At 40.9% G+C, this 17,392-nt stretch carries 11 protein-coding genes; 2 read left to right on the forward strand and 9 right to left on the reverse strand.

Features of this window, described 5'->3' with window-relative positions; genetic code table 11:
- Positions 1-82 precede the first annotated feature (82 nt).
- On the reverse strand, positions 83-970 hold the full coding sequence (locus ACSLUO_RS12280; RefSeq protein ID WP_448248839.1) for a LysR family transcriptional regulator: 888 nt from the start codon (positions 968-970) through the stop codon (positions 83-85).
- A 149-nt stretch (positions 971-1,119) separates the two neighbouring features.
- Between ACSLUO_RS12280 and ACSLUO_RS12285 the strand changes: the two genes are divergently transcribed.
- Positions 1,120-2,310, forward strand: a complete 1,191-nt coding sequence (locus ACSLUO_RS12285; protein ID WP_448248961.1) for an MFS transporter — start codon at positions 1,120-1,122, stop codon at positions 2,308-2,310.
- A gap of 179 nt (positions 2,311-2,489) precedes the next feature.
- Here the strand turns inward: ACSLUO_RS12285 and ACSLUO_RS12290 are convergent, their stop codons facing one another.
- The 4 genes from ACSLUO_RS12290 to ACSLUO_RS12305 are packed head-to-tail and all read right to left on the reverse strand — an operon-like array spanning position 2,490 to position 6,335.
- On the reverse strand, positions 2,490-4,523 hold the full coding sequence (locus ACSLUO_RS12290; RefSeq protein ID WP_448248840.1) for a 2Fe-2S iron-sulfur cluster-binding protein: 2,034 nt from the start codon (positions 4,521-4,523) through the stop codon (positions 2,490-2,492).
- 44 nt (positions 4,524-4,567) lie between these two features.
- A complete protein-coding gene (locus tag ACSLUO_RS12295; protein ID WP_448248841.1) occupies positions 4,568-5,212 on the reverse strand; it encodes a glutathione S-transferase family protein in 645 nt (214 codons plus the stop codon).
- A gap of 47 nt (positions 5,213-5,259) precedes the next feature.
- Positions 5,260-5,727 carry a nuclear transport factor 2 family protein gene (locus tag ACSLUO_RS12300; RefSeq protein ID WP_448248962.1) on the reverse strand — a complete coding sequence of 156 codons (468 nt, stop codon included), beginning with the start codon at positions 5,725-5,727 and terminating at the stop codon, positions 5,260-5,262.
- Positions 5,728-5,783: 56 nt separating this feature from the next.
- Complete coding sequence (locus tag ACSLUO_RS12305; RefSeq protein ID WP_448248842.1) at positions 5,784-6,335, reverse strand: carboxymuconolactone decarboxylase family protein; 552 nt, start codon at positions 6,333-6,335, stop codon at positions 5,784-5,786.
- Between the two features lie 345 nt (positions 6,336-6,680).
- Between ACSLUO_RS12305 and ACSLUO_RS12310 the strand changes: the two genes are divergently transcribed.
- Entirely contained in the window at positions 6,681-7,595 is a 915-nt protein-coding gene (locus ACSLUO_RS12310; RefSeq protein WP_448248843.1) for a LysR family transcriptional regulator, read from the forward strand.
- Positions 7,596-7,767: 172 nt separating this feature from the next.
- Here the strand turns inward: ACSLUO_RS12310 and ACSLUO_RS12315 are convergent, their stop codons facing one another.
- From ACSLUO_RS12315 to ACSLUO_RS12330, 4 genes are all read right to left on the reverse strand, one after another.
- Positions 7,768-10,170 carry an agarase gene (locus ACSLUO_RS12315; RefSeq protein WP_448248844.1) on the reverse strand — a complete coding sequence of 801 codons (2,403 nt, stop codon included), beginning with the start codon at positions 10,168-10,170 and terminating at the stop codon, positions 7,768-7,770.
- A 75-nt stretch (positions 10,171-10,245) separates the two neighbouring features.
- Complete coding sequence (locus ACSLUO_RS12320) at positions 10,246-12,618, reverse strand: alkaline phosphatase D family protein (RefSeq protein WP_448248846.1); 2,373 nt, start codon at positions 12,616-12,618, stop codon at positions 10,246-10,248.
- Positions 12,619-12,847: 229 nt separating this feature from the next.
- Positions 12,848-15,091: a hypothetical protein gene (locus ACSLUO_RS12325; protein ID WP_448248848.1), complete on the reverse strand. Its 2,244-nt coding sequence runs from the start codon at positions 15,089-15,091 to the stop codon at positions 12,848-12,850.
- Positions 15,092-15,373: 282 nt separating this feature from the next.
- Positions 15,374-17,179 carry a carbohydrate-binding protein gene (locus ACSLUO_RS12330; protein ID WP_448248850.1) on the reverse strand — a complete coding sequence of 602 codons (1,806 nt, stop codon included), beginning with the start codon at positions 17,177-17,179 and terminating at the stop codon, positions 15,374-15,376.
- Between the last annotated feature and the right edge of the window lie 213 nt (positions 17,180-17,392).

The following is a 17,392-nucleotide window of genomic DNA, read 5'->3' on the forward strand; positions in this document are numbered from 1 at the left end:
GATATAATGATAAAAATTAAATAGTAAATACGCCGATGTAATGAGAAAAGTTAGCTTATCTGGGTAGCCAAAAGGCTCTGAGTCATAATGTTAATCTAGGTTTGATGAAATCAATAAATGCTTTAACCCTTTCCGATACTGCTGATGATTTATAAAACACAGCGTTTACCAGCTCCCGATCAGTCCCTTGAATGTTATATGAAGGTACTAATGAAATGAGCTGACCAGCCTTGATATCTTGATTAACCATGAAGCCAGATAAGCAAGCAATACCACTTCCTGATAAAGCTAATTGACGGATAGTTTCGCCATTACTTGCTGTTATTGTCGGTGTTATGGCATCTAAACCTCTAATAGGCCACTTATTAAGTGCTTTTATATTTGAAAAACCTATTAGGTTATGGTTTTTTAATTCAGCTGGCTTTTTAGGCAAACCGTTTTGTGCGATATATTTAGGGGATGCAACGATAAATAGTGAACTTCTACCTAAAGCCTTGGCATGTAACGTTGAATCATCTAATTTACCTATTCTGATGGCGATGTCGGTACGTTTTTCTATTAAATCGACTATTTCTTCATTGGAGTTAAGCTCGACATCAATATTAGGAAAAGCCTTTTTAAAAAGATTTATATGAGGCACGATTTGATGAAATAGAAATGGACTGGCAGCATCTATGCGTAACTTGCCTTGAGGCATTTTACCTTGTGCCGTTATATTGGCTTCGGCATTTTTAATATATTGAAGACCTAAGCTGACAGCATCAACAAATTTTTTCCCTTCATCCGTCAACATTATTCGTCGTGTTGTACGAACTAAAATGGTTGTGTCAAGTTCTTTTTCAATTTTTGTGATAGCACGTGATACTCGCGCTACTTGAATGTTTAATGCATCTGCAGCGGCAGAAAAACCACCAAATTCAATGACAGCCAATAGCAGCTCTAAATCATCAGATCTTGTTTTTAAATTCATATTAACCACGTTTTTCACAATAGTATTTTGTTATAAACACTATTTTTAGCAACAGTTTATCAGGTAATAATTGCCCTATCAAACATCAGTAGTGTCGCTTTAACTTCTTAAAGAAATACTACGCCAATTTATTCTATTAGGAGATTATGATGCCACTAGCATTGCTTTCATTAGCGCTTAGCGCTTTTGCTATCGGAACAACTGAATTTGTGATTGTGGGATTACTACCTACAATGGCACAAGACTTAAATATTGCAATTCCTTCTGCTGGCTTATTGGTTAGCCTGTACGCGCTAGGTGTTGCGATAGGAGCGCCGGTTTTAACTGCATTAACCAGCAAGTGGAATAGAAAACACGTTTTATTGTCGGTGATGGGCTTATTTGTTATTGGCAACCTTGTCGCTTGGCAAGCCCCGAGTTTTGAAATATTAATCATCGCTCGAATACTAACTGGCCTAGCACATGGAGTGTTTTTCTCGATAGGTTCGACAATTGCGACAGGTTTAGTGCCAAAAGAAAAAGGCGCCAGCGCGATTGCCATTATGTTTACCGGATTAACCGTTGCTTTAGTAACTGGGGTTCCTTTAGGCACCTATATAGGTCAAATGTTTGGCTGGGAGTCGACCTTTTTAACGGTATCAATTTTAGGTTTATTCGCCATGATAGGTAGCGCAATACTTGTGCCGAGCAATTTAAAACAAGCTAAAGCTGCCAGCTTGATGTCACAGGTGAAAGTGTTAACACAGCCAAGGTTATTACTTGTTTATGCAATAACGGCTATAGGTTACGGTGGCACTTTTATTACATTTACTTACCTAGCCTCAATTCTTAATGAGATCAGCGGTTTTGAACCTAGTTCGGTAGGAATTATACTATTAGTGTATGGTATTTCTGTTGCTATCGGAAATATATGGGGTGGAAAAATGGCTGATAACTTTGGCCCAATTAAAGCTTTAATGATCATTTTTTCAGGCCTTGCTAGCATATTATTGTTATTTAACTTCACCGCTTATAACCCCATTACAGCCGTGATCACTATTTTAGTGTGGGGAGCTTTTGCTTTTGGTAACGTGCCAGGACTGCAAGTTTATATTGTCAAGCTAGCGGAGAAATACACACCAGATGCTGTCGATGTAGCTTCAGGTCTTAATATCGCGGCTTTCAATGTTGGCATTGCACTAGGAGCATGGGGCGGTGGTATTATTGTTGAACAGCATGGTTTGATGAATACTTCTTGGGTTGGTGCTGTGGTTGTTTTAATTGCACTTATTCTAACGCGTATTAGTGGAATGTTAGATAAAAAGGGACAAGATCATCAATTAGTTAAAATTAACAGCTAAATTTAAAACTTTATATTGATATAAACCGCATTCCAAACGGTTTGATTTTTAATTTGCTAAGCCTGTTTGTTATTAATGTATTAAAGATAAAAACCCAACCCTTAACACTACCGTTGTCGAGATAAACGGTAGTGTTATAGCGTAAACCTGTCTATAGATAATTAGTTGATTGTTGTGTTTTAAAGGTCGAGGACAACGGTTTTTGTGCCGGCCGCAGGGCGTGCACTGCAGGTTAATACGGCACCATTTTCGGCCGTGTAAGCGGTGGGTTTTGCATAGCTCACATCTCCTGCATTTATTTTGCAACTACAGGCACCGCAGTTACCCGTGCGGCAGCTGTACATGGGTTTTAACCCTTGTTTTTCGGCAAACTCTAATAGAGTGCCTTCCTCTGGTGTCCAGATGGCGGTGATATTGCTTTTAGCAAAATGTATTTCGGCGCGTTCAGCGGTTGGTATAGGTTCCATGTTGTTATCTTCAATTGAACCTTCACCAAAAAATTCATAAAAAATATTGGATTTAGCCACACCTGTTGCGCTTAATCCTGCGTACAGCGAGCGCATAAAAGGCGCTGAGCCACATAAATAAAAATCAAAGTGATCAAAGGGCAAAATTTGTTTAAGTAAATCGACCGATATTCTGCCGGAACTGTCGTAGTCTTGCCCCTGCTTATCGTTGGGTTTGGGTTGTGAATACACGGTGTGTACTTGCAGCCAAGCATGTTGTTTGGACAATGTGTTAAGTTCATCGGCAAAGGCATGGCTGGCTGAGTGTTGCGTGCCGTGTACAAACCAAACCTTGCGCGGTTTGGCGCCTTGTTCTATGTCGCGAATTAAACCGTGCAACATGGCAAGCATGGGCGTAATACCCACACCGCCGGATAAAAGAACGATGGCGTGATCATTGTTGGCCAGTGTGAATTGTCCGGCTGGCTGGCCAACTTCAATGCTATCGCCAATGTTAAATGTGTCGTGCAACATGCGCGATGCCAAGCCTTTTGCTTCGCGTTTAACCGAAATACGATAGGCATTTTTTTCAGGTGCGCGCGATAGCGTATAGCTGCGTAAAATGGCTGTGTCTGCACCCTCTTGCCAAATGCGAATGGGTAAAAACTGCCCAGGTGTATAAGTGCTTAGTGCTTGGCCATCAGCAGGGCTAAAATAAAAAGAACTGATATCTTGGCTTTCTTTAACTTTTTGAGTGAGTGTAAATTTGCGGTACTGTGCCTGACCTTCGCTATTGTGCTCGGCTTGATTTTTTTGCCAAGTGCCTGTGTGTGTTAACGATGGCGACAGCTCTTGTAGAGTGCCACGCATAGGCAAAAAATTGTCGATAAAAAGACTGCTGCGAATTTTGACCGACACAATACGCTCGGCGCCCTCAAATTCAGCTGCGCTCTCGGCATCCCAAAGAATTTGTGCATCACCCGAAATAAATACCGCGTTACCCGTGGCATGATCTGGAAAATATAAACCGACTCGTCCATCAGATTGAATGTTGCCTAAGGTATTAAAAAAACGGTTTCCGCTAAAATCGGGGAAGTACAAGGTGTCGCCTTCAACTTTAATAAAGCCAGGCTTACCACCGCGATGAGAAACATCAATACCACTGCGCTCATTGCTTGAAAATATCTTGGTTCGAGAGGCGATAAAAAAAGTATCTGTCGATTCAATTAAATCTGTGCTGCGTGAATCGAGTGCATACACCAAGCAAAGATCTTTGGTATCGAAATAGGTATGGGGGTCATCAGTCCAAGTCAATTCGCGTTTTTGGATATACTGCGGGCAATTACCAAAACTCTGATCAACGCTAATTGAAAAGCCAACTTGGTCTATTGTTACAATCATGCCATTCATACGATTACGGCGGCGTGTGTGTAACTCTATACCCAGAAAACCTATTTTTTGATTTTCGTTAAAATTGAGTTTTAGTATATCTGCCAGTACCGGTGAGCTTGAAATTTCCAGTGTTTTTGCATTGGGTGATTGAATAAAACCGGGCTGGCCAAATAAAGGCAAGGCCCAGGGGTAACCATCGTGATCGGTAATACCAACCACCACCATGGGTAAATTCGAAAAAAATTCGCGATGCTGATCAGGCATTGCGGGGCGAATAAACCCTTCGCTATATTGTGCGACCATGTCAGCCACGCCTAAACGTTGCTGGACGGCAATCTCGCCATTGTGAAACTGAGAAGATGGTAGCTGATTCATGGTCGTGTCCTGATCGTTTGCGAAAAAATAATGACAATACAATATTAGTGCGCAGGCACAGGTGTGCGCTTCATGCCCACAAAACGTGGGTGTGCTTCAATACGCTCAAGCCAGGCACGAATCGCAGGATACGGTTGCAAACTCACGCCGCCTTCTGGCACGTGGGAGATATAACTGTAACCAGCTACATCAGCGAGTGTGATGGCCTCACCCGCAAGATAAGGGCGAGTCTTTAAAAGCAGCTCGATAACGGCAAACAATGCCTCGGTTTTTTTCTTGGCGACATCGTAATCAAGATCGACACCAAACACTTTTACCAGGCGTACGGCGCAAGGCCCGTAGGCAATTTCACCTGCTGCAACCGATAGCCAACGTTGTACTTCAGCTGCCTTAACAGGATCTTGCGGATACCAATCGTAACTATCGTTATATTTCTTTTCTAAATAAGTAATGATGGCGTTGGAGTCCGCCAACGTAAAACCATTGTCATCGATAGCGGGTACTTGACCAAAAGGGCTAATTTTTAAATAGTCAGGTGCTTTATGAGCGCTATTGGCCATGTCTAGGTCGATGGTTTCGTAGGGGAGGTCTAATAATGACAGCATCAGCTCAACACGGTGGCAGTGACCTGAGAGCGGATTGCGGTACAGTTTAATAGGCGCATTTTGGGCGGCGAATTTTGTGTTCATGATAACTTCCATAATAGGTAAATATAAATTTTCGAATTTAAATAAACTTAAAGACCAAGTTCGGTTAAGCCGGGGTGGCTATCGGGGCGTCGACCCAGTGGCCAATGAAACAAGCGGTCTTGCTCGTCAATCACATGCTCATTAATGCTGGCGATACGGCGCTGCATTAAACCCTCAGCGTTGAATTCCCAATTTTCGTTACCATAAGCACGGAACCACTGGCCCGAGTCATCACGAAACTCATAAGCAAAACGTACGGCAATGCGGTTTTCGGTATAAGCCCACAATTCTTTCACTAAACGGTAATCTAATTCGCGGGTCCACTTGCGTGTCAGAAGCGCTTCAATTTGCTCGCGCCCAGTAATAAATTCAGCGCGATTGCGCCATGGGCAATCTACGGTATAGGCCTGTGCAACCTTGTGTGGATCTCGGCTGTTCCAGCCATCTTCGGCCAAGCGAATTTTTTGTTTGGCAGTTGCTTCGTTAAATGGGGGTAATGGTGGTCGTGACATAATAACTCCTATCTTTTAATGCGTAGTGGGTGCCGCCTATATGGCGGCTCGTTGGTAAATTAAGCGGCGCTTATTGCATCGATACTGGGAAAGTCCACGATGGTTTCAAGTGTTTCATTGAGATAATTGGTTAGAGTATTTAAGGCCACATGGCCGACGATTTCAATAATTTGCGCGTCGCTGTAGCCCGCTGCACGAACTGCATCAAAATCGGCTTTTGAAGTTTTTCCGCGTTGTAGAACGAGCGTTGCGGCGAATTTTACAGCGGAAGCGGCTTTACCATCGAGTGAACTACCGCGTCGGTTAACGCTAATTTCTTCGCGGCTTAATTTTGCTAAATTTTGGCCCAAGTAATTATGAGCCGCGAGGCAGTAGTCACAGCCATTGATTTCGGCAACCGCTAAAGCAATGCGCTCCCGTGTTGCCTCAGGCAGTGTACCTTTAGCCAGTGCGCTATTGAGTGACAAGTAACCCTCTAGTGTTTGCGGGCTGTTGCTGGTAATGCGGAACAGATTAGGCACACTTCCTAATTGCTTATTTACCGCTTCGAGTAAAGGCTGAGCGGCCGCGGGTGCTTCTTGGATATTTTTTGGGGTATTGATGCGTGACATGTTGTGTTCTCCGTTAGGTATGTTTTTAGCTAAGTGTTTAACATGGGTTCACTATAAGCCTTCAATATCTAGAAATAATTGGGTGATGTTGAAATTTATTGTTTCGTTATGTGAAATAATGTTATTGTCTAGCGATTTTTATATCTTTAAAGTCGTGTCAGAACGTTTGTTTTCCATGTGTAATTTTCAAAATCCAGTCTTTTACAGAAGAAGGCCTGAATGTTAGTGATTGACAGGTTAAGAAAAGTTTATGAGTGTACTCTTGTGAAATAATTGTTTTTTCTAGAATTAATATTTATTTTATATGAAATAATTTGCTGGAGTTGACTAAATAGGGGAGCCGTTTTGGATAAATTACAAACCATTAAAGTGTTTATTGAAGTCGCAAAACAACAAAGCTTTTCTTCTGCAGCCGATGCCCTTGGGATGTCGGCACCTACTGCAACGCGAGCGATTGCAGAGTTAGAAGGACGCTTGCGGATCAAGCTGTTTAATCGCACAACTCGCTTGGTGCGTTTGACGGAATCGGGCTCGCGTTTTTTTAATGATATGCAACGTATTATTGAAGATTTGGAAGAGGCCGAAGCTTCGGCAGCAGGGGTTTACAGTACTCCCTCGGGAACACTGACAGTAACCGCGCCGGTGTTGTTTGGTCAGAAGCATGTGATGCCTATTGTTAACGAATATTTAGGGCTGTACTCAGAGGTCAGTGTGAAAGCGATGTTTTACGATAGGGTCACAAGCTTGCTAGAAGAGGATCTCGATGTCGCTATTCGCATTGGCCATTTAAAAGATTCAAACTTGTACGCAACTCAGGTTGGTACTGTTCGACGTATTGTCTGTGCCTCTCCCGCTTATTTTAAGAAACGCGGCGTGCCTAAATACCCAGAGGATTTACTTGAACATGATTTGATTTTTCCTGCCACCTTCGAAAGCACCACAACCTGGCAATTTCAGAATGGCGGAAAAAAAGAACTGATAAAACTTAGCCCCAGATTAATGTGTAATCAAAATGCCGCAGCATTACAAGCTGCAATTGAAGGCCGTGGGATTACTCGCTTGATGTCGTATCAGGTTGGGGAGGAGCTAGAAAAGGGAACTCTAAAGGCGGTATTGACTGGTTACGAAGAAGAGCCTCTACCGGTTAATGTTGTAAATATTGAAGGTCGGCGAGCGAATGCAAAGGTACGCTCATTTATAGATATAGCGGTAGAGCGTTTACGTCAAAATCCGTTTATAAATATTGAAACCGAGTTATAGCCGCGACTTTATTATTTATCTTTCCATCTTTTTTAATTTCAAATTGTCTTTAGTTGAAATTTCTAATATTGAGGTGGTTTATAAGTTCAATCCTGATCCAGTTCTTAGGTTATTTAATTAATAATAAGAGGAGCAATGTTTGCTCCTCTTACTTCTACCATTGTATTACTAACTAGTCTTTTTTAGTTGCTAGTTCACTAAAGCGTCGTGGATATAATCCCGCGTGCATTTTTTTTGCGGCATCAATCATTGCTTGGTATGGTGTATCGGTGACTGAAACAAAACCAATATTATAGTTTTCACCATCATAAGCGCGACCCGTAATTGGTGAGTCTAAGTATTGGAACCAATGAGCACCAACAAAGTAGTTATTGTCGATGACTGAGTTCATAAATTCAACGTACATACGAGCGCGATCTTCTTGGCTTGATGCCGCTACTAAGCCAGGGTGGAAAAAGCCTGAAGCGGTCGTACCCATATGAAACTCACCAATAACCGCTGGCATATCGAGATCTTCAATAAATTTCGATGTTGCTGGTGTTAAACCATGCTTATATACATTCACACTCATAACATCAATGTACTCAGCTGCTGCTTTCACAACTGCCTTGGGCATACCCCAACCGGCAAAACGCACACCCATATACAAATGGTTTGGCATGTACTTATCTAAAGCACCGTTAACTACCGCAAAATATTGCTTAGCATATTGATATAATAAAAATTCATAATCTTCAATGCGGTTAGCATTAGATGGAGCGCTGTCAAAGCCACCTGCTTGGAAAGCATCCCATGAAGCTAAAGATAATTGCCACGCTTGGTTTAGTTTGCTGATATCGCCATATTTGGCTTTCATTTGTTCAGTAAACATATTTTTAGTTGGGCTTTCATTACCATGGCGGGTCAATGTATTGATAACAATACCTAACTCTGTTTTAGGGTTGCCAGGCTTACCCCAACTTTTTTCATTATCAACAAAAATACCGACACACCAAGGGCTACCTTTGGTTTCATCATAAATTTGTTTGATGGTGATATCCGCTCGTTCGGTAAACTTAGGATCAAATACGTCAGGTAATGGACCCCAGAAATCATTGCCACTTGATACTGTTTTATAATCGCCAATGATCCAACCATTCGCAAAGTATGGCATTTTTTGGTTGTCGTAATAAACAGGATCAACCCAGTTACCGAAAGAAGTAAACCCCCAATTGCGCATTCTATCTAAGGTTACATCACGCCAGTTCTCAATATATGAATATGGTGTGGTTTCGCCATATTTACGCTCTAAGTTGGCCATGTAAAAGCTAAATACTTCACCATGTTTTACTGGGCCCGAATGTACTTCACGGCGATAGCCATAACTACTGGCTAGCGGATCGGTATAATCAGGTAACCATTCAAACATGTTTTTACGGACTTCTGAAACCACATGACGAGTTGGTATTGCTTCAGGTGTTGGTGGGTTTAAACCTTCTGAATCTTCAGGCGTTAAGTCGTCTGCACTGCGTTGTTTAATGGTTTCTTTTGCAAAATCGTAGCCAGTTACCGTAGTACTGTTTGACATACGAACATTGGCTATCCCTGAGGTGAAAAATAAATAACCGTCAGGATCAACAAGTGACCATTTATTACCCACTTTTTCCGTTCTAAAGTACCCAGTAGCTTCCAGTTTAGGACCTAGTTTCCAGCCACCAAATCTTGAACGATCTGGCATTAGCTCACCACCAGCAATTGTTTCTAATTCTTGATCACGTTTAGCGAATAATTCTGCTTCAGAATGAATTTTCTCTGGAAAGTCCATTTTTGCTGCTTGACCAAATTTATCGACGATATTGGTTAGGTAGTTAGGATCCATTTTAGGATTTTGGCGTAAGCGAATGTTATCAATGGTAATTTCTTTGTCACTTAAATTCTGTTCAAGCGTTAGATTGATCTTTGTTATGCCTTTTAAATTAAGGTTTTTGGTTCCCCACATTTGCACAAATGCGACATCATCTGACTGCCATGTTGCTGGATTTGAACGTAAACCTGAGCTTAAATTAAGCTCTTGATAATCACTTAAACCTGAGTCTGGGCTTTCTAAGTCGTGGCCATTCAATAAGGCATAATATGTTTTTGACTTGCCAACAGGAATAGAAATACTACGGGTAAAGTTTTTACCATTAATATCAAAAACCATCAGTCGTAAGTTAGTTGAAACGTCACCTTGGTTAGCAATATCAAAGGCGATGTTAAAATCACTGTATTCGCTCCAATCCCAAGGATTTTTAGGCTCAATACTTAAGCCGCTATATGCCTTGCCGGCGGCATTAAACTTTACTCTTAAGGCTTTATCACCTTCAGTTAAGCCGATACCTGAAGTGACAAAATCAGCTGAAGCATGATTAAGTTTGATACTTTCAGGTACGCTGTTATTTTCGAAATCATATAAGGTAACAAGTGTTTCTTGGTCACTAGGCGTCTTTTGTGTTGCGGCTGGTGTTGTTTTATCAGAAAAGCAGCCACTGGTGATAAGACAAGCACTTAAAATAGCCCCGTATTTTGCTTTGTTCATAATGTTATTCATTGTCATGAGGGTTCACTTTTTTATCTGGAAAATAAAGCCAAATGCATTAAGTTACATTTGGCTTATTATTGTTGTAACTGATTAACTTATGAGGTTTTTACCGATATTCTCATCTTGTTGTATAGTGACAGGCCAGCCAGGATATTGGTTCTCTGGTTTATTGTCACTGACGTCAACCAAAAAGCGGAAAGCTTCAACAGTGTAGGTTTTTGCTTTGGTATCAAAGGTAATAAAGCCAAAACCGCTGCCTTTTTCATGAGCTTTGATGTATCGGTTACCTGATTTACCCACAACAGGGTTACCAACAGCATAGACATAAACTTTGTTACCAAAACTATCCAAGTATTCACCCGTTTGTGATAAGCCATGTGAAGGGCGGTTACGCATAGGTAATCCTACTTGATCAGGCTTCCACCATCTTGGCCAACCAGCAGCAATGGCTGGCGTACAAAATGCCCAGTTACTGTCACGTTGTTGATTTACCCCATATTGAGAAAGTGTCCCTAAATGGGTGTCACCACAAATATGTAATGCTTTTGACTCACGCATAATATCGACGGCACGGTTACGTGCGGTCGCTGGCCAGCTGCCACTGTCAAAGTCGTACTTTAAGTATTTGTTAGGGTTCGGTTGGTGTGTACACATTGCTGCTAGTACCGTTTGGCTGAGTATTGCTTTAAGTGAGTGACCACGCCAGTCTTTTGCCCATTGTGCTAAGAAATCTTCTTGGCGTTTACCTAAAAGCTGTAAATCTTCACGGTCAAACGCTGGGTTAATAAAGGTTGGATCTTCACCTTCACCCGTAACACCTACATCTATATTTAAATGTTGTGGGCCACTTTTCCATTGGCGATCAGCAATAATGGCAAAGCCAACATTACCGTAGACCATATCGGTATAATAAACACTGACATCACGTGCCGACGGTGTTTTATCGTAAGGTTCTGGGTGATGAGCGGTATGAGTTTTATGAACAACATTTAATAATTCAGTTGGGCAAATATAACCGCCAGCATTGTCTGTTCTACCCGAAGCAATCGCTTCATCACTCATGGCTATACCGCCATCTCCCCAAAGGTTACCTTGCAAAATATCATGGTCATCAGGTAAACAAACTGTTGGGGCATTACGCATTGTTTCGCGGAACGACCAACCAAACTGATAATATTTACGTAAATAGTTTAAAATTGCGGGTGCTGCTGGCGAGTGAATAACACCGTAACCGCCGTGGTTTTCATAAATTTGATCGCCAGAAAAGTACACTAAATCTGGATCCATTTTTACCACGTTTTCAGCAACAGGAGCATATGGGAAAGCGTAATCGTTTTGACAAGTTAATCCTGCCATACGAAGGTCTCTACCTTCAGGGTTAGCGCGAATTTTACCTGTGTAAATATCTGGCGTGATGCTGCCATCGCGATGTTTTTCATTGTAGATAACACGAAATTCGTGATTGTCTTTTTCATTCCAATTCGCGATGCGAAAAGTTGCTTGCCATGCATGAGGATCAAGTTGGGCGGTGGCGATTTTTTGCCAAACGCCATGCTTATTAATTTGTAATTCGACGCTATGATTGTCATCTTTCCCCATAGGGCCAGTTAATGCGCTTAATTTTAAAACAAAACCTTCGTTTGAACGAGTGTCATTTAAGGTGTACATGGTCCATAAAATAGGACCGAATTTTTGCTCGTTGATATGACTTAACGCATTACCTTGTAATTGCCAATTTTCAAAACGGTAACGGGTACCATTTGGAATATTTGCTTTATCAGCAGACATACTAAAGTTACTAACAACAGCAATATTACCTATTAATTGAGCAGCTGATACTAAATCAGTTAGTTCTCCAATTAATTGCTTAGTTTCTGTAAAATGCGCTTGTAATTTTAATGCTACAACACCTTGGCGAGGCTCACCCGTTAAAGTTAAGGTAACTTTTTCTTGCTTAATGGTTGTATTAATCGCTGTGCGTTTTTTACCTAATACCAGTTCGTTATTTAGAATACCTGCATCAAAACCTTTTTGTTCAAAACAGTTACTGCGGTATTCATTTAAGTCGCTTTTAACACCTACACGAATAGCAGCACCACCATCATTACTACCTAATTGTGTTTTTTGTAGGCTTACTGAAATATTGAAAGTACCTTGAGCATTAACTAATTGATGTGTTAATGAGTGGATACTGCGATTACCGCCGGTAACAGAACATTCTGCACCGCCATTCACAATAGACCAGTTTTCCATTGGGTTTGCCCAATACTCTCCACCTAAGAATCTACGATCATGAGTATTCGACCAAGTGTCAGTGACAGGAGATTGTAATATGCGATCGCTATTATTTGGCGTATTTTGTGCTGATTGAGTTTTATTTGTTGCCGTACAGGCAATAACACTAGTTGTTGCTCCAGCTACGGCAAGTTTTAAGGCATTGCGGCGTGTAATATGATTATTCATTTTAACCTTCTCGAATTTATAATTATTTCACAATTTAAGTACGGGTAAGCTGTACTCACTTAAACTAATAAGCTGTTTTAGCTTGAAATAAGTGGGTTGTGAGTTAGACATTATATTGTTAATTTTTATGCTTCTGGTTATCTGTATTGTAGTTGCTATAACAAACTACAACGTTAAAAGTTGAGTTTTACTTTGTTCACTGGCGTAAAACTCAACGGCTGTTATGTTGTTATTTTCCTGTTCGGGTTAACGACTTACTGGTATTAAATACCTGTAGCGCGGCAGTAGAGACAAAACCGCCGGTATCAGAAAACTCAATACTGATTGTGTTATCTGTTTGTAGTGCTGATAACGCGACTGGAATTTCGATAACACCAAAATAATTATCTCGGCCTGGATGTACATTTCCTGTTTTTTGATCATAACCTCTAAAATCAACAGGAACGGTAACAGCGTTATTATTTACCATAACGGTTGGTGTTAAAGATTTACCATGGTCGCGGCCAATACCTAAACGTAAAACCGCTTCACCATTTGTGCCTATAGTGACATCGTTAATATCAAAGGTAATCGCGGTATTAGCGGTGATCGCTTGTTTAAAGTCGCTAGAATAATATTTAGTTTCGTTGTTAGTTTCATTAACAGAGATGTCACTATTGTAAGTGACTTTAATGATCATAGTGCCTTCACCATCAAGCATGACTGAATCAGGTAAAGTGCTTGGGTTGGTTTCATCAAGTGAGGTTGTCCAATTGTCAGTTTTTAAATGTTTGATATTTACTGCGGTAATATTCGCGGTATCAATACCAAAAGCATTTAAATTAATTTCCGCTTCATCAAATTCTAAGTTATTTAAAATAATATAAGCATCGTCGCCGTCTACATAAGCGTCAACTTGAATATCTAGATCAGAAGACCAAGTATCTACGCGGGTACCATTAACTTCTGACCATAAGTTATAAAATAACTCTATATCTGAATAAACCCATTCGGTTTCAGAGCTTACGCCAGTACGTTCAAATTTTTGCACCATTAAGCGCGGGCCGTATGGAATGGATGTATCGACACCATTAATTTTTTTGGTTGTTCTACCCCATTCAGCTTTTACTACAATGAATGGAATTGTTTTAGCAATAACATCAGGGCGCTCTAAAAAGCTCATTAGCATTTTATTGGTCGCACGCATTACTAAAGTATCTTTCTTCGGTGTCCAGCCAAGGCTTCTTTCACAATGACTTGCGGCGCCGTATTCTGAAATAACATACGGTTTCATTTCACCAAGAGCGATACGACTATAGTTTTCCATCATATCCATGGTAGCTTCCATGTTACTGCCTGATCGATACTTTTCGGTATTACCAAGACACGGGAAGTCGTATAAATGGATAGAATAAAAATCCATGTGAGCACCGGATGTATCAATAAATAATTTATCTCTATCTTCCCAGCGTTGGAAATTGTCTTTATCAAAATCAGGGAAAGCGACAGTATAACCGCCTACTAGAATGTCATCATTCTCAGCAATTTTACGAATTTCAGCTGTGGTGGTGTTATGAAATTTAAAAACGTCTATTGGTTCTACATAATCATCATCTTTTATACCATTAGTAATACGATCAGTTGCTAAGTCGTATAATGGTTCGTTCATAATTTCGAAGTATTTAGGCTTAGGTTCCCAAGATTCATTCTCATTATTTTTAAAAAACTTGGATAAATACTGTGCCATATAATGGCCTGTTGCCGTTCCTAAGGGTTCTTCAGCAGTATCAGCTTGAGAAAACGCCCAGGTATTGCCACTTAATGCGTTAATAGTTTTGCCTTCAGGCCAATAAGGGTGCTGCTGACCGCCTTTAATTGTGTCTAAAGCGCGTGCTTGAATGTGAGGAAGACGAGCATCACTGTGTTTTTTCGCGCTACTATTGGCATAGTTCCAACGGAAATTGCCAGCAACAGCCGTTGCTGTGCTCTCGTCAACAAAGCCTGGTTTTGAACCATCTTCATCAACATTCCGCAGGGCCCAACCAATCGAGCCAGTATCACGGCCAAAATAAACATCATTGTTAGTGACAAAATTTACCATTAAATTGGGATCTTCATTTGGCGCATCACGGCTATGACTATCATTTTCACCCCAATCGTTTTCGCCGGCACTTGAATGAATAGTAATGAATTTTTGACGATCAAAAGTATCAATACCGCCAACACTGTGTTTGGTATCAAAATTGATATCCACTTGAATACCTGTCGGCGTTGGAGTAGGCGTCGGCGTTGGAGTAGGTGTCGGCGTTGGAGTAGGTGTCGGCGTTGGAGTAGGTGTCGGCGTTGGAGTAGGTGTCGGTGTTGGAGTAGGCGTCGGTGTTGGAGTAGGTGTCGGAGTCGATGAACCGCCACCTCCGCCGCAAGCGGCAATCGTTAAACTTAAACAGGTAGCCACTACAACTGCAATAGCTGACTTATTACTGGGAACATTCATTTTCTTACCTCTCTCATGCCCGATGTTAAGTGTTTAGCCAATATTATTATGCTTGTGCGGCTATTTATTTTTCGAGTAAATATTAGTGCGTAAATGCAATATTAATATATAAATTTAATATCGATTACTCTAAATCTTAACATTGTTAACAATATAAAATAAACAATTATAATTGTTAGGTTTTTTGTTTTTCGGTAAGGTACTGATTATCAATTATATTTATTAATAGTTTAAAGGGTGTGGATATTGAGTCCACACCCATTTTAAGTGATATTTTTCGGTTTACTTGTCAACCAGTTGCCATGTTCTTACCCAATCGATATACATGGTGTTGTTGTTGTTATCCAACAAATCATTTTTAGCAGGTAAGCCACCAACCCAAGCAGAGTCTTGCGTCCATAAATCCCAAATGATGTTTTGTTCTAAGGTAAATGCTTGTGTTGAAGTAACACTATTAACCGCTTCACCATTTAAGTAGAATTGCACGGTATGTTCATCTTTCCACCAAGCACCAAAGACATGATATGCTTCATTCCACTTAACATTATTTAAGGTATTTTGAGCGGAAAGATCAGAGCGATTGTCGGAAGGGTTATCGTCTCCATCACGTTCAACAACACTATCTTTAACAATAAAGTATTGTGAATGCATCTCCCAAGGGTAATCTGAATAACGCCATTTGCCATTATTCACGGTATAGCTAGGATTCGCGTTGTTTTCGATAATATCGATTTCATCTCTATTTTCAGAATTACCATTATTTAACCAAAAGGTATTGTATGCTGAAATATTTGACGCTTTGATGCGGCTTTCGACATAAACTGGGAAAATAATCTTACCACGAGATTGTACTCGAGAGGTTTCAAACCATTGCGTGTCGTTAGAATCATCCAGTGTTGCTTTAATCCACAAGTTGCCATCACTAACCCCAGCGTTTTTATCTTTCATGTTAACGGGAGTATCACCATAATTCCAAAGGGGTTTAAACCATTTGGAGCTGTCCCATTCATTAAATTCGTCAGACATTTCTTCAACTTTCTGCCAGCGCTTGCCGTCAGGCGTGACATTACCGAAGGTTAAAAATGACGGTAGGGTAGGGTTAGCTGTATTAACATTGATAACGTTACCTGAATGAGGGCATCCGGTGTTATTAGCGATAACATTGTTTGGTGTGTTTGCACATAAATCATCTGCATCAGATATACCATCATTGTCGCTGTCTGATTGAGCAAGTTGATTTGCTGAGCAGCCATTAGCATCAACCGTGGCACCGCTTTCAGTGTTAGAGCATAAATCGTTTATATCGGTTACGCCATCGCCATCTGAATCGACATTGTTATCTATGTCACCAATGCGTTCAAAGCTTAAATAATTGGTATTAAATTGCCAAGTAGATGAGCCACCACCTAGTAGTCGAATGGTATGAATACCGGCAGACCAAATATTAAATTGGTTGGTACTTATAAAGTCGTTATAAATCCCCCAATCACTGGTTGATACAGGTGTTCTATCAACCGATATTAAGCCATCACCAGCATAGTTAGTTACGAGTAATTCTGCTATAGGATCTTCAGTTGGCGATGCCATGCGATAAGTAACTTGATATAAACCTCCTTTATCGATATCAATATTAAATTCGATATAATCGCCAGCATTGAAATAGTTTACAATAGTGCCACCGTCAGCATCTCCGGTATCTATACCGTCGCCACCTTGCGCGTGAAAATCTTCAGCTTCTAAAATAAAATTACCGCTAACGCTAATGGTATCTACTGGAGTAGGCGTCGGCGTTGGAGTAGGTGTCGGCGTTGGAGTCGGCGTCGGCGTCGGAGTAGGCGTCGGCGTTGGAGTAGGCGTCGGCGTTGGAGTAGGCGTCGGCGTTGGAGTAGGTGTCGGCGTCGGCGTTGGAGTAGGCGTTGGAGTAGGTGTTGGAGTAGGTGTCGGCGTTGGAGTAGGCGTCGGCGTCGGCGTTGGAGTAGGTGTCGGAGTAGGCGTCGATGAACCGCCACCACCGCAAGCGGAAATAGTTAAACTCAAACAGGTAGCCACCACAACTGAAATAGCTGACTTTTTACTGGGAATATTCATTTTCTTACCTCTCTTATGCCCGATGTTAAGTATTTAGCCGTTGTTGTTATATTTGATAGGCGACTTACTTTACGAGTGAATATTAATGTTATTAAACTTGATGGAAACTAGCTTAAATCTTACCATTGTTAACAATATAAAATAAACAATTATGAGTGGTTAGACTTGGTTTGTTAGGTAAGGTAATGATTATTATTGATATTTAGTGAATAT

This window comes from Thalassotalea agariperforans (assembly GCF_053470345.1).